Here is a 14332-nt window from a genome sequence, read left to right on the forward strand (position 1 = left end):
ATCCGACGGGGCTTTGGCGAAACGCTTCGGATCTAGTCGAAGCGCAGCTTTCCGTTGAGGGTGGTGGCGGGGGCATGGATGGACTAGTCGAAGTCCCAGTCGGTCAGGATGCCCACGAAGATGAAGGCCGCCAAGAGCAACACGACGACGGCGACGCCGATGTAGCCGATGATGATCGCCGCGAGCGCCATCCCCTGGCCGCCGGCTTCCCCGCGTTTGGCCTTGGAATGCGCGATATGCCCCATGATGACGCCCGCGATCGACGGCAGCCCGCTGCACGCGACGAGACTGGCGATCGACACGACGAGCGCCGCGATCGCCAGACCTTGTTCCTGCGGCGGTTGCGGCGGGCCGTACCCATAGCCCGGTTGCTGGTACGGCTGACCGTAGGGCTGCTGCTGACCGTAGGGGTCTTGCGGGTATGTCACCCGCTCACCGTAACCGCCGGGGTTCAGGAAGCCTGGCTCTTCGCGGCCTTTGCCGCGATTCGCGCCTGGACTTCGGGGCGGCGCAACGGCGGCACCGTCGCCGGCGGCTGACGGCGTGCGGGCAGCTCGGTCAGCAGCCGCCGGGTGATCTCGGTGATCTCGGCGACGGCGGCCTCGAAGGGCTCGCGGGTGGCGTCGGACAGGCTCTGCACCCCGGACACCTTGCGGACGTACTGGCGGGCGGCGGCCTCGATCTCGTCCGGCGTCGCCGCCGGCTCAAGCCCTCGAAGCGTCGTGATGTTCCGGCACATGACTCGATGGTAAGTCCGTCCACCGACATTTCCGAGTGAGCGGATCACACAGTCGGTTAGAAGCTGCCTTGGTTCGTTGACGCCGAAAAACGCGGTTGGGCACCCTCGGCGGAGTGCCCCTCAGACCCCGCTCTCTTCGCCGTGCGCCCGTCGAGCCGATCCCCGAACCGGCCGAACCCACCCCGATTCCGGAACAGGTCTGGCAGCGCGTCCCGATCGACGCCCTGATCGACCTGGTCACCGAGGTCTTCACCGCACACGATCTGCCGTGGTCGCGCGCCAGGATGGCCGCCGAGGCCCTGTGTCACGGCGATCTCACCGGAACACCGGAGTCCGGTGTCGCCGAGCTGACCAGGCTGCACCTGCCGATGCTGGCCGACGGGACGGTGCGGCCGAGGGCCGAACCGCTGATGATCGCCGACCGCGGCGCCGCGGCACTGATCGACTACCGCCGCGCGCCCGGCCTGTGGGCCGTCGGCGACGCGATGGACCGGGCGGTTTCGCGGGCCGGCCGGTACGGCGTCGGGCTCATGTCGGTCCGCGGCGTCGGTCCGTTCGGCCGTGCCGGGCACCATGCGGCGAGGGCGTTGCCGCACACCATGATCGGGCTCGTCATGGCGGCGGGCGGTGAGCTCGGGAAGGCCGCGAATCCGCTCGGCATGGCCGCCCCGGCCGGCGCGTACCCCGAGTTCGTGCTCGACCTGGAGACACTGGCGGATGTCGACAGCGCGGCCGTCGCGGGTTTCGCGCTGCTGGTGGAGATCTTCGCCGGGGTGCTGTCGGGCGTCGGCGACCACGATCACGACACCGGCCTGATGGTGATGGCGATCGCGCCGACGACGCTCCGCAGCGCCGACGGGTTCTACAAGGCCGCCAGCGCGTTGTTCGGCAGCCTGCTCGGCTGGGAGGGCGGCGCCCCGGTCCGCTATCCGGGCTGGCGCGAGGCGCAGTACCTCGAACAGTGCCAGGCGCTGGGCGTCCCGCTGAACGAGCCGGTGCACCGCGAGCTCGAAGACCTCGCGAGGGCGTTGCGCCTGGCGCCGTTGCAGGGCCGCTGAAGGGTGCTTGATCAGACGGACGACACGGCGCCGGACCCGGCTGCGGCCGTGTCGTCCGTCTGATCACGCGCGAGAGGCAAGCAAGGCGCGCAGCTAGCCCAGGACGACGCGGCCGCCTTCGCCGCCGACCTCCACGACGTCGCCGTTCGTCAGCTGACGGCCGCGCCGGACCTCCACCTCGCCGTTGACCGTGACCTCTTCGGCGTCGAGGAGGTCTTTGGCGTGCGAACCGTCTTCGGCGAGGTTCGCCAGTTTGAGGAACTGGCCGAGGCGGATCGGCTCTCCGGTGATCGGGACGTCGTGGATGCTCATGGGGAGATCATCCCCGCGCGTCCATCTTGCGGTACAGGGTGGCGACGTCGGTGTCGAAGTAGCTGCTGTAGGACGTGTCCGGATCGTCCCCGCCGTAGAGGTAGCCGCCGATGACGCCGACGACGGTGCCGAGTCCGGTCACGGCGTCGGCACCGACCACCCACGGGCCGCCGCTGGTGCCGGTCGTGAAACCGGGGCAAGCGACGCGCATCTGGTAGGTGTCGGCCTGTGCGCTGGAGCCGTGGCAGACGACCGGCGCGTCCCGTTCGTCGGGATAACCGGTCAGGGTGATCGCGTGGGCGAATCCGCCGCCGGTCAGCAGCGTGTTGGCGCCGGTGACGCTTTCGAGGGTCTTCGTGCTGCCGGCCTGATGGGCGGTCGCGAAGCCGACGTCGAGGTCCGGGTCGGAGGACTCGGCCCATCCCTCGGGAACCCGTGGATCCGAGACGTCCCAATAGCCGTACGGCGCGACACCGTCGTGATAGCCGGGCGCGAACGAGATCCCTGTCGCGTAATCGCCGCCTTCGCCGTCGTGGAGGCAATGCGCCGCCGTGAGCAGGAGGTCGCCGGGGGCGCTGTGGACGACGCTGGCCGTGCAGAAATGTGTTCCGTCGAGGAAGAGCGCGCCGATCGCCGGAGTGGTCGGTGACGCCTCGGGGCCGGCCGCCGCCGTCACGCCGGGATCCGGCGCGGCGGAACAACCGGACAGAACGGCACAGAGCACGAGCAACAGGGCGCGGCGCATCGCCTTCCTTTCGCTCGTCCACGGCCGTCCGGGTTCCAGATCACCATAAGTGGCACGCGAACACAGCCCGATTCGATCAACGCACAGCGAGCTCACAGCCGTAGTATGTGTTACCTCCGGTAACAGTCGAGCGGGTTGGGAGCGGGTATGAGGTCGTTCACGGACAAGGTCGTGGTGATCACGGGCGCGGGCTCGGGGATCGGCAAGGCGCTCGCGATCGAACTGGCGGGGCGGGGTGCCCGGCTGGCGCTCTCCGACGTCGACGCCGTCCGCGCGGCGGGCACCGTGGCGGAGTGCGAGAAGGCGGGCGCGACCGCGAAGGCGTACGCGCTCGACGTCGCCGACCGTGACGCCGTCCTCGCGCACGCCGAGGAGGTCGCCGTGGATTTCGGCGGCGCCAACATCGTGGTGAACAACGCCGGGGTCGCGCTCGGGGCCACGGTCGAGGAAATGACCTGGGACGACTACGACTGGCTGATGGGGATCAATCTCGGCGGTGTGGTCAACGGCACGAAAGCCTTTCTGCCGCAGGTGATCGCTTCGGGTGACGGGCATGTCGTCAACCTTTCGAGCGTGTTCGGCTTCATCGGCGTGCCCACGCAGAGCGCCTACAACGCGGCGAAATTCGCGGTGCGGGGGTTCACCGAGGCGCTGCGGCAGGAAATGCTGATCGCCCGGCATCCGGTCAAGGTCAGCTGCGTGCATCCCGGCGGCATCAAGACGAATATCGCGCGTGACGCGCGGGGCGGCGTCGAGCGGGACATGGACAAAGCCGCCGAGGGATTCGAAAAGATCGCGAGGACGACGCCGGAGAAGGCCGCGCAGACCATCGTGCGCGGTATCGAACGGGGGACGGCGCGGATCCTGATCGGCCCGGACGCGTATGCCATCGACGCGATTCCCCGCGTGCTCGGCTCCTTTTACCAGCGGCCGCTCGCCCTGTTGGGGCGCATGGGAATGAAACGACTCTGAACGGAGTAACCCTCCGTGCTCCGGACGGCTCGGGATAACTCGATCGGGGTGCGTTACTTACGGCGGCGTCGGAAATGCACCACAATGCTCAAGTTCGTGATTCCGCTTCCGGAGGTCCCCATGCCGCGCGCCGCCCAGCGCCGTCCGTCGACCGACGCCTTCTCCGCGCCCGTCGAGACCGTCGAACTCCTGGACCGGACGGGGATCATCGCGGCCAGCCTGCCGAAGCGGCGGCGAAGCCCGGAGAACGAGATCGAGCCAGAGCCGATGCCGGTGCGGCCCCCGGTGTGCGAACCGGTCGTGGACAAGGATCTGCGGCCCAAGGCCGTCGTCATCCATCGCCGCGCCCGGTCGTGGCTGGCCGGTGGGGCGGGGGTGGCGCTGCTCGCGATCGGCTGGTTCGCCGGCACCTTCACCGTCGAGCCCGCCGGTGACACCGCCCTGCCCGAGCAGCCGCTGCCCGCCGTGGCGACCCAGCCCGCGCCGCCCGCCGCGCAGCCCGTACAGCCCGCGCCGCAGGCCGCCCCGGTGACCGTCTACGTCCCGGTCACCGTGAAACAGCAGGCGCCCACGACGAAGAAGAAGCCCGCCAAGGAACAGGTCGTCGCCCTGCCACCCGCCGAGACGAAACCGCCGGAGCAGCCGCGTTCCGACCTCGGATCGCGGGACAAGGCCACGGAGGGCCTCCGGAGCATGATGGATCCCGTCGTGGCGAGTTCGCTGGCGATGGAGATGGCGCAGGGGATGATGAGTTACGGCCGCTGACCCGTCAGCGCGGCGGCCAGCGCGGCGCCTTCGCCGGGGTCGCCGTGCACGAGTTCGGTGCGGTGCACCACGCGCGGCGAGGACAGGGAGAGCGTGCTCACGCCGGTGAGGACGTCCGCTGGGAGCAACGCGAGTCCCTGACCGGCGGCGACCAGGCCGAGCAGGCCGTGGACGTCGGTCCCGGTGTAGCGCAGCCGGCCGCGGAACCCGTCGGTCGAGGCGGATTTCCTCAGCCGCTCCAAGGGAATCGCGGTGTCCGGCGCGTCGATCCAGCCCGCGTCGGCGAGTTCGGCCAGCCGGACGGCCCGGCCCGCCATCGGATGGTCCGCGGGGACCGCGACCGCGAGCGGGCGTTCGCCGACGACGGTGGTGGTGAGCGGGCCGGTGTCCGGCAGCGGGAGCGGATCGCTCGGCGCGGTCATCCCGTCGACGAGACCGAGGTCCAGTGCGCCCGCCGCGATCTCCGTCAGGACGTCTTCCCTGCCGAGGACGCGCACTTCGGTGCCGCGCCGCACGGTGGTGGCGACGTCGGCGGTGAGCGACAGCGGGGTCAGCCCGAGGACGACCCGGCCGGTGGGCGCGGCGGTGAGCCTGGCGAGATCCGCGCGGGCGGCGTCGAGCCGGGTCAGCAGCGGGCCGGCGTGTTCGAGCAGCCGTTCCCCGGCCCGGGTCGGCGCGACGGGCCGCCGGGTCAGCAGTGCGGTGCCGAGATCCTGTTCGAGCGCGGCGATGTGCTGGGAGATCGCGGACTGCGTGTAGCCGAGGTCGCGGGCGGCCCGCGAGAACGAACCGCCGCGCGCCACCGCCACGAAGGTGCGGAGCAGATGGGTCTCCATGGCCATCAGTATCGCTTATCGAGCCAGCACGGATCATCGTTGGCGCTGAACTCGGTTCGCGGGTCAGGATGGCCGCATGACAGAAAAAGCCCGGATCGCCGTGGTCGGCGACCGTTCGGACGGCGTCCGCTCCCACGTCCGGATCCCGACGCTCTTCGCCCGTCTCGCCGAACGTGACGGTCTCGAACTCGACGCCTACTGGCTCCCGACGGACGCCGTCGGCGACATCACCGGCTTCGACGGCGTCTGGCTGGTGCCCGGCAGCCCCTACCGGTCCGAAGCCGGTGCGGTGGAGACCGTGCGCGCCGCCCGCGAGAACGGCGTCCCGTTCCTCGGCACCTGCGCCGGTTTCCAGCACGCGCTGCTGGAATACGCCCGGAACGTCTGCGGCCTCGACGGGATCGGGCACGCGGAGAACGCGCCGGAATCGCCCGAGCGGCTGATCGTCCCGCTGGCCTGTTCGCTCGTCGGGCACGAGGGCGCCGTCCACGTCACGCCCGGCACCCGCGCCGCACGGATCCTCGGGACCGACCGTTCCGTCGAGCGCTACCACTGTTCATACGGCCTCGACGCCCGTCACCTGGACACCTTGGCGGCGAACGGGGTGGTCTTCAGTGGATTCGACGACGAGGGCGACGCGCGGATCGCGGAACTGCCGGAGCATCCGTTCTTCGTGGCGTCGCTGTTCCAGCCGGAACTCGCCGGTGACGGAACCCGGCCGCATCCGCTCGTCGAGGCCTTCGCCCGCGCCGCCGTGGAGCACGCGAAACTGTCCGTCCACAGTGGACTTTGACGGTCGCCGTGGTCCGGATGGACGCTGACACTGCGGAAGTGATCGACTACCGTGAGCCAAGGGGAGGGGCTCATGGAGAAGGGGGATTCCGCTCGGGGCACCGCGTTCAAGGCCGCTTTCGCGGTCGGCGAGTTCCGTGCGTTGTGGGCGGCCGAGGCGCTTTCGCAGGCCGGTGACCAGCTGGCAAGGGTCGCGTTGTCGGTGCTGGTCTGGGAAAGAACGGCGTCGGCGGGGCTGACCGGGCTCGCATACGGCCTGACGTATCTGCCGACGCTGATCGGGGGCACCCTGTTCGCCGGTCTGGCGGATCGGTATCCGCGCCGGACGGTGATGATCGTCTGCGACCTGCTGCGCGCGGCGATCGCGGCGCTGATGGCCGTGCCGGGAATGCCGCTTTCGGTGCTGGCGGGGCTGCTGGTGGTCCTGACGATGGCGGGCGGGCCGTTCCGGGCGGCGCAGCTCGCGTTGCTCCCGGACGTCCTCGAAGGCGACCGGTACCTCGCCGGGCTGGCGGTCCGCACGATCACCATCCAAACGGCACAGCTCGCCGGATTCGGTGGTGGCGGGCTGGTGATCGGCTTCGTGACGCCCTACTGGGGACTGGTGATCGACGCGGTGACCTTTGTGGTCTCGGCGCTGCTGGTGTCCACAGGGGTTCGTCGCCGGAGGCCCGTCGCCGCGGAATCTTCGGTGAAAAGCCGGGTGGCACGGGCTTTCAGTGGCGAAGGTGCCAGAGAACTGTGGCAGGGCAAGGGAATCCGGGTGCTCTTCGGACTGAAGATGCTCGCCGGGTTCGCCATCGCGCCGGAGGGGCTCGCGGCGCCGCTCGCCGTCGGTCTCGGGGCGGGGACTTTCGCGGTCGGCTTTATTCTCGCGGCGGATCCGGTGGGTGCGGTAATCGGATCGTGGATCTTCACGAAATGGGTTCCGGCGCGGCGGAAAACGCGAATGGTCGGCATTCTCGCCATCGCATCCGTCGTTCCTTTGGTCTTTCTCTTCTTTCGTCCGCCGCTGCCGGTCTGCCTGGTGCTGATCGGGCTCAGCGGGGCCTTCGCGGCGCCGTACCACCTGCAGGCCGTCGCGTTGATGGCCCGCGCTGTTCCCGACGGGGTCCGGGCGCAGGTGATGGGCCTGACCTCGACGAGTTTGGTGACCGTACAAGGAATCGGGATCATGCTCGCGGGCGTTCTCGCCCAGCTGACCGGCCCGTTCGTGGCCGTCGGAGTGGCCGCGACGGTGGCCGTGGCCTCGGCGGGACCGATGGCGATGGCCTGGAAACGTGCCATCGCCACCGGCCCCGATGTGTGGCTCCCGGCCGGGAGCCGGACCGGCTGAATCGACTGGATCAGTCCTCGCGACCGTTCATGATGGTCCTCCCTCCCACTGCTCCATCTGTGTGTTCCGGAATTGACTCGAGCCACCCTCAGTACTACCTCGGATACATTGAAATGTGCACGGAAGGGGGCCGGTGACGATGATTATGGGGGATACGGAACTCGCCGGAGAAGGGACCGGTACACGTCTGAGAACCTGGGTCCGAAACTGGGACCTATGGTCCGGGCCACGCGGTGTTCCCGCGGTTTTCCTTGTGGTGGAAGGACTTGCGGCGGCGGTCGCCGTAGTCGCCCTGCTCCGATCGAACTACGAGACTACGGAATTCGTCCGATTTGGATCACTGCTCGGCTTGGCGGTCCTGCAGGCCGAGCTTTCGCGTTCGGTGGAACGGTTACGGCGCACGCTTTGTGACCGGCCGCATATCAACATGACTTCGGTGTGGACGTTCGCGGGGGTGCTCGTCCTGCCGCAGGGGCTCGCGCTGGCCCTCGGACTGCTCATCTACCTGCATCTTTGGCTCCGGGTGTGGCGGGGGATGAGCCACCGCCCGGCGTATCGCGTGGTGTACTGCGCGGCGGCGATCGTGATCTCCTGCCTGGCTTCGGGAGCGATCGTCTCCGGCTGGAACGGGCTGCCCGTCGGGTTCGCCGGCTCGCTGAAGATCGTCGAGGCGGCGGCGGTGTTCACCGTGGTCAACGCGTTCGTCGTGGCGCTCTCGGTGTACCTGCACACCGGGGCGAGGGCCCCGCGCGCGCTGTTCGGCACCGGCGACGACAACCTGCTCGAGATCACCACGCTGGTGCTGGGGACCTCGACCGCGCTGGGCATCGTGCACGCGCCCGCGCTCGTGCCGTTCGTCCTGCTGCCGGTGCTGGTGCTGCACCGCAGCGTGCTGGTGCGGCAGCTGGAGATCGCGGCGAACATCGACGGCAAGACCGGCGTCCTGAACGCGCACGCGTGGCACGCGCTGAGCGAGCGGGAGCTCACGTCGGCGGCCAGGGCGAACCGCAAACTCGGCGTGCTGATGCTCGATCTCGACCATTTCAAGCAGGTCAACGACGTCTACGGGCATCTCGCCGGCGACGTCGTGCTCAAGGCCGTCGCGAAGACGATCTCCGAGCACGTACGCGACTACGACTCCGTCGGCCGCTTCGGCGGTGAGGAGTTCGTCGTGCTGCTTCCCGGTGCGACGGAGACCGACGTGCTCCCCGTGGCCGAGCGCGTGCGGCGGGCGGTGATGGCACTCGAAGTCGAGGTCGCGACCGCTTCGGGGCCGGGCGTCGTACGGGGGCTTTCGGTGTCGATCGGCGCCGCGGTCTACCCGTCCGGCGGGACCGTGCTGGAACGGCTGCTGCATGTCGCCGACGCCGCGCTCTACCAGGCGAAGAACAGCGGGCGGAACCGCGTCGTCTCCCTCGCCGCCGCCTGACGACCCGCGTTTCGTCCTCTGGATGAGAGGTGAGTCAAAGGTGTCGTGATCCGGGGCGGGTCGGTGGTGGGGTGAAGGGAGCCTTCACCCCGGCCACTCACTCGCGCCGACCATCTCACCGCAGGCGCCCGTGTCGCGAAAGCCACTTTCGGGACGCCTGATGTCCCGAAAGTGGCTTTCGCGACGTGTTCGACAGGCGGACCGGCAGGGTGCGGTGACCCCGCACGAAACGCCCAAATCGGGCATCGGGTGCGCCCCTGGTGTCCCTTGTGGACAGTGCGGTCACGATCAGCCCGACTGGCCGCTCCCCGGGCAGGCAAGACGCAACATTCGGCTTACCCCTCTAATACCGCGGTCCAGAGGACGAAACGCGTCAGTCGACGTCCATCGCGTTCGGGTCCTTCTTGCCGTAATCCAGGTCGCCCCAGCCGCCCTCGCCGGTCTGGTACTTCGCCCGGTCGGCCGCGCTCGGCTCCGGGTAGTTGTCGTGGATCCGGTCGACTTCCTGCTCGTAGGTCTCGCGGTTCTGCCGCTTCATCTCCTCGGGCCAGTCCCCGTCCCGGATGGTGTCCCGGGCCATGTGCAGTTCCTTGACGTCGTGGCTGGACAGCGGCGGCGTGGTCGCGGTCGTACCGGGACCGGTCGAGTAGGTGAGTCCCTTGCCGCTGGCGTGCGCGTCGTCGATCATCTTGTGGTACGAGTCGTCCGCGATCTTGCCGTCGAGGGTGCCGTCGGTGTTCTTGAACCCGTCCCGGAACGCGTAGTCGAGCTGGTTGAGCTGGATCGCGGTGTTCGCGTCGCCGCCTTCCAGCGCGTTGCGCTCGGAGTCGCGATAGTCCTGGCTGTTCTTGAAGCCGCTCGGCTTCGCCGAACCTTCGGTCAGGTCCTGGTCGCCCTTGTTACCGGTACCGATATGCGACGCGTGCGCGGGTTTGGCCTCCTGGTACGCCCAAGCGTGGTTCTCCAGGTCCTTTTGCTCGTGACTCGAACCCCGTGCGCCGCCACTGCCGCGGCCGATCGCCTCGTAGGGGACCGGGTGCTCGGATTCGTGGGAATCTCCGGAGACCTTGTCCCGGCCGTCGCCCTTGAGTTCGTTGTCGTACTTCGCCGTGAGCCGGTTCTGCTCGCGCTTCTTCGCGCCGTGCGTGCCGTCGAGGTAGCTCTGCGGTGGGCGCCGCGGCTTCTTCGGCCCCGGTGCCGGCTTCGGCTTGGTGACCCGGTTGCCCGGCGATTTCGTCTTGCCGCCGCCCCCGCGGGTCCCCTTGCCGCAGGTGCCCGTCTTCGGTCGCGTCGGCGCCAGGCCGAGCGGGTCGATCAGGTCCGTCGGGTTGCCGACGTAGGCCAGCGAGTCCGACGCCGGTTCGAGGCCGAGCGGGTCGTGCGAGAGGTACCGCCCGGTGGCCGGGTCGTAGTAGCGCTTGAAGTTGTAGTGCAGCCCGGTTTCCGGGTCGTGGTACTGGCCGGGGAAGCGCAGCGGCGTGTACGCCCGCCCCGGCGGCGAAAGCACCTTGCCCCACAACGACGTGTGCAGATGCCAGGCGACGTCTCCCGCCTCGTCGAGCAGTTCGCTCGGTGATCCGACGAGATCGGTGACGATGGCGTGGAACCGGGCGTCCTGTCCGGGGATCCGTTCGACCTGCGTGATCGGTCGTTCCGTGCCCGGCTCGAGGTCCCAGACGACGGCGGTCCCGCCGCGGATCTCCTCGGCGAGGTTCGTGCCGTCCCAGGTGAAGTCGATCTGTTCGAGGATCCGGCCGTGGACGTCGAGGTGCTGCTTGGCGATCCGCCGTCCGAGTGCGTCGTAGTGGTAGAGCCAGCGCTCACCGTCCGGGGTGACGACGCCAGTGAGCCGGTCGTCTGAGTTCCACTGGTAAGTCCAGGCACGTCCGGGTTCGCGGCGCGCGATCGTGCGGCCTTCGGTGTCGTGCAGGTACGACGTCGATCCGGCGCCGGTCATCAGGGTGCCCTGGTAGCGCCGCGGTCCGACGGCCGGATCCGCGCCCGGCCAGCCCGCCTGCGTGATCGCGCCCGCGAGGTTGTAGCCGTAGCCCTCGCGCCAGCCCTGTCCCTGGACGTCGACCACGCGGCCGGCCCGGTCGACCCGCAGCGAACGCGGCCCGGACAGCGAATCCGAGATCGACGAAACGAGCCCGTCCCGCAGGTAGCCGTACTCGCGGTGCTGCACGACACCCCGGCCGGTGGACACGGTCTGGGAGGTCAGCCGGTCGGCGGCGTCCCAGCCCTGGCGCAGCTCGACCGGCGTGCCTTCGAGCCGCCGCGACACTTCCCGGCCCGCCGGGTCGTACTCGAAACGCAGGGTGCGCCCGGCCGTTCGCAGCGCGACGGGGCGGCTCGCCGCGTCGTAGGCGAAGAACGACTCGGCGCCCGACGGCGTGCGCCGCGCGACGCGACGGCCGATGGCGTCGTACTCCGAGAGGACGGCACGGCCGTTGAGCGCTTCCGAGACGATCCGGCCCAGCGCGTCGTAGGCGATGGTGACTTCGGAATGCGCGTTGCGCGCCGAGGTCATCCGGTCGGCGCCGTCGTAGGTGAACGTCGCGACGTCGTCGCCCGCGCGGCGGCCGACGACGCGGCCGAGCGCGTCGCGTTCGATGGTGACCGTCTGGCCGAGACTGTTGGTGCGCGACACCAGTTGCCCCGCGGCGTCGTAGCCGTAGCGGGTGGTGCGGCCGTTGAAATCGGTCTCGCCCACCAGGTTTCCGGCGGGGTCGTAGTCGTAGCGCCAGACGAGACCGTGTTCGTTGGTGACCGAAACCAGCCGCAGCTCGGTGTCGTACACATAGGACAGTCGATCGCCGTCCGGGCCGATTTCGGCGGTGGGCAGGTCGAACTGCGAGTACTCGGTGCGCACCGCGTGCCCGCGAGCGTCCACGGCTTCGTCGGCCGAACCCGCCGTGGTGCGGTTCCAGCGCCACACCGAGCCGTCCGGGTCGATCTGCTCGGCGATCTCGCCGAAGCCGTCCCACTTCGTCCGGGTGACACCGCCGAGCGGGTCGGTGACCGAGATGGTCCGCCCGAACTCGTCGTAGGTGTACCGCGTGACCGCGCCGAGCGGGTCGGTGACGGCGACCGGCAGGCCCGCGGAGTTCGACTCGATCAGGGTGACGCCGCCGAGCGCGTCGGTCACGACCGCGACGTTGCCCGCGTCGTCGTAGCCGTAGGCGGTGACGGCGCCGGTCGGATCCGTGGCACGCACGAGTTTTCCCCGCTCGTCGTACTCGCGGCGCCAGACGGCGCCGTCCGGCCCGGTCCGGCTGATCCAGCGGCCCGGAGCGGCGTACTCGGCGAGCGCGCGGCCGCCGTCGGGCTGCAGCACGGTGACGACGTTCCCGTCGTCGTCCATTTCCCACCGCGTGGTGCGGCCCAGGGCGTCGGTGCGGCTGAGCAGCTTGCCGAAGCGGTCGATCTCGTACCGCGTGGTGTTGCCCAGCGGGTCGGTCTCCGCGACGATCCGGTGCAGTTCGTCGAGCTGATACCGGGTGACGTGCCCGAGCGAGTTCGTGACCGAGGTGACCAGGTTTTCGCGGTCGTACTCGATGTCGACGTCGAGGAAGCCGCCGGTGCCCTGTGCCCGCACGACGCGGCCTTCGGAGTCGAAGCCGTATCCGTACCAGCGCCCGTCGATGTCCTCCCAGCGCACGATCCGGCCTTCGGCGTCATAGGTGAACCGCAGGGGCTGCCCGGCGACGTCGGTGATTTCCACCAGACGGCGCCGCTCGTCGTACCGATAGCTCCGCAGCGCGGTTTCCGCTCCAGGAAGCCGAAGGGCGGTGATGAGCCCGTCCTTCGACTCGACGAGCAGGCGGTAGCCCGCGGAATGCTCCAGCTCGCGGGGGACGCCGTTGTCGTCGTAGTGCACGGAGATCCGGTGGCCGTCGCCGTCCACGATCGCGCGCAGGGGAAGGGAATCGCCAGGGCCGGCGAAGAGCAGCATCCCGTCCGGAGTAGTCACCGCGTAGCCGTCGTCCACTTTGGACAGAGGGAGTCGCTGCCCGAATTCCGGGAGGACGGGGCCGGAAACCGGGACCGGATAGGACAAAAGCGTCCCGTCGGCGAGCGCGAGGTGCAATCCATCGTCCTCGACCTCGATCCGCTGGTCCACAGTGGACGCCCACGAAGCGCCGAAGAACCGGCCGAGGCGGTACGACGAGAGATGCGTCCGCGACACGGTCAGCGGGAGGACGCCGGCGAACACGACGTCGTCCTGCGTCAGCATCATCGAGCCGGTCGCGACGTCGATCGGGTCGCCACAGCCGCCGCGGTCCTTGGGCGGGACGCGGTCCCCCGGGGTGGTTTCGTTGTCCTTGATCCGGTTGTTCGTCTCGGGTTTCGGGGCGCCGCGGTCCTTGGGCGGCGGAGGCGGCGAGCCGGACGGCGTGGTCGATCCGTCCGGGGTCTCGTTCTTCGGCGGCGGAGGTGGATCCGATTTCACCGGCGGCGGATCGCTCTTGCCGGGCCCCGCGCCGGACGGCGAAGTACCCCCGCCGTCGGGGCTGCTCTTGGGCGTCGTGCCCTCGTCCAGCTTGTTCGGCTTCGGCGCGGGGGCACCCTTGCCCGGCTGGAGCTTCTTCAGTGCCTTCGCCGCGCTGTCGAACAGGTCGTCCGCTCGCTTCAGCAGCGGCATCAGCGCCTGGAGCGCCTTGACGGTCTTCTTCGTCAGGTTCGCGATCTTGCTCGCGGTCTTCGCCACGGCGTTCACCACCTGCGGGACCACCCAGGTCAGCCCGATCCCGAGGGTGAACAACACCTGGAGCGCCCAGCTGATCAGGTGTCCGATCAGCTCGGCGATGATGTCACGCACCAGCGCGCGGATGGCGGCGACGACCTCGCCCGCCGTCTTCACTCCGCTGGAGGCGCCCTCGCAACCGGCCTTCGCCGACTCCAGCAGCGTGACCGTGTCCTTGGCCTGCGCGCGGTAAGCGTCGGCCGAGGTTCCCGTCCAGCTCTGCAGATCGGCGGAGACCATCCCGGCCAGATCCGCGCCGACGTCGCCGAGTTCGGTCGCGATGTTCATCCAGGTCTCGGCGTTCGCGGCGATCTCGTCGGCGTTGCCGGTGAGCGCGTCGAGCGCCTCCTTGAGCGGGCCGACGTGCTCCATCAGCCAGCCGACACCGTTCGCGAGGATCGCGCCGAAGGGATCCATCGCCATCGACAGCGCGTCGAGCGCGGTCCCGACCGCGCCCAGCGCCACCGAGGCCCAGTCGCCGCTTTCGATGGCCGACTTCAGTTCGAACGCCGACTCCAGCAGTGACGAGCCGGTGTACGCCTTCGTCGAGTCCTTTACCTCGGCGACAAGCGGGTTACCCACGACGACCTTTCTGATGTTT

Annotated in this window: 12 protein-coding genes; 6 read left to right on the forward strand and 6 right to left on the reverse strand. The window is 69.5% G+C overall.

Annotated features, from left to right (window positions below; all coding sequences use genetic code 11):
• Positions 1–83: 83 nt before the first annotated feature.
• Together ACZ1DY_RS01810 and ACZ1DY_RS01815 are read right to left on the reverse strand one after the other, a co-directional pair.
• Entirely contained in the window at positions 84–428 is a 345-nt protein-coding gene (locus ACZ1DY_RS01810) for a DUF4190 domain-containing protein (protein ID WP_257483730.1), read from the reverse strand.
• A gap of 23 nt (positions 429–451) precedes the next feature.
• The gene (locus ACZ1DY_RS01815) at positions 452–739 is read right to left on the reverse strand and encodes a DUF2277 domain-containing protein (RefSeq protein WP_034309927.1); all 288 of its coding nucleotides are present in this window, start codon (positions 737–739) and stop codon (positions 452–454) included.
• A 113-nt stretch (positions 740–852) separates the two neighbouring features.
• Between ACZ1DY_RS01815 and ACZ1DY_RS01820 the strand changes: the two genes are divergently transcribed.
• A complete protein-coding gene (locus ACZ1DY_RS01820; protein ID WP_465483444.1) occupies positions 853–1797 on the forward strand; it encodes an Ldh family oxidoreductase in 945 nt (314 codons plus the stop codon).
• Between the two features lie 93 nt (positions 1798–1890).
• Here the strand turns inward: ACZ1DY_RS01820 and ACZ1DY_RS01825 are convergent, their stop codons facing one another.
• Complete coding sequence (locus ACZ1DY_RS01825) at positions 1891–2109, reverse strand: RNA-binding S4 domain-containing protein (RefSeq protein WP_016330720.1); 219 nt, start codon at positions 2107–2109, stop codon at positions 1891–1893.
• Positions 2110–2116: 7 nt separating this feature from the next.
• On the reverse strand, positions 2117–2854 hold the full coding sequence (locus ACZ1DY_RS01830) for a trypsin-like serine peptidase (RefSeq protein WP_465483445.1): 738 nt from the start codon (positions 2852–2854) through the stop codon (positions 2117–2119).
• Between the two features lie 147 nt (positions 2855–3001).
• On the opposite strand from ACZ1DY_RS01830, the gene ACZ1DY_RS01835 reads away from it, so the two are divergent.
• Both ACZ1DY_RS01835 and ACZ1DY_RS01840 read left to right on the forward strand, forming a co-directional pair.
• Positions 3002–3826 (forward strand): SDR family NAD(P)-dependent oxidoreductase, encoded by an 825-nt coding sequence (locus ACZ1DY_RS01835; RefSeq protein ID WP_257483733.1) that lies wholly within the window; start codon positions 3002–3004, stop codon positions 3824–3826.
• 96 nt (positions 3827–3922) lie between these two features.
• Positions 3923–4591, forward strand: coding sequence for a hypothetical protein (locus ACZ1DY_RS01840; RefSeq protein WP_465483446.1), 669 nt, complete (start codon positions 3923–3925; stop codon positions 4589–4591).
• Here ACZ1DY_RS01840 and ACZ1DY_RS01845 read toward each other — a convergent pair.
• A complete protein-coding gene (locus tag ACZ1DY_RS01845; RefSeq protein WP_465483447.1) occupies positions 4579–5427 on the reverse strand; it encodes a LysR family transcriptional regulator in 849 nt (282 codons plus the stop codon). The two genes, ACZ1DY_RS01840 and ACZ1DY_RS01845, sit on opposite strands and share 13 nt — an antisense overlap.
• A gap of 76 nt (positions 5428–5503) precedes the next feature.
• On the opposite strand from ACZ1DY_RS01845, the gene ACZ1DY_RS01850 reads away from it, so the two are divergent.
• The 3 genes from ACZ1DY_RS01850 (at position 5504) to ACZ1DY_RS01860 (ending at position 8984) form a co-directional block, all read left to right on the forward strand.
• Positions 5504–6220: a CTP synthase C-terminal region-related (seleno)protein gene (locus ACZ1DY_RS01850; RefSeq protein ID WP_465483448.1), complete on the forward strand. Its 717-nt coding sequence runs from the start codon at positions 5504–5506 to the stop codon at positions 6218–6220.
• Positions 6221–6292: 72 nt separating this feature from the next.
• Positions 6293–7555, forward strand: coding sequence for an MFS transporter (locus ACZ1DY_RS01855; protein ID WP_126732396.1), 1263 nt, complete (start codon positions 6293–6295; stop codon positions 7553–7555).
• A gap of 253 nt (positions 7556–7808) precedes the next feature.
• Positions 7809–8984, forward strand: coding sequence for a GGDEF domain-containing protein (locus tag ACZ1DY_RS01860; RefSeq protein ID WP_126732395.1), 1176 nt, complete (start codon positions 7809–7811; stop codon positions 8982–8984).
• Between the two features lie 373 nt (positions 8985–9357).
• Here ACZ1DY_RS01860 and ACZ1DY_RS01865 read toward each other — a convergent pair whose 3' ends face one another.
• Complete coding sequence (locus ACZ1DY_RS01865) at positions 9358–14313, reverse strand: RHS repeat-associated core domain-containing protein (protein WP_465483449.1); 4956 nt, start codon at positions 14311–14313, stop codon at positions 9358–9360.
• Positions 14314–14332: the final 19 nt, after the last annotated feature.

It is taken from the genome of Amycolatopsis sp. PSD-21 (assembly GCF_055561455.1).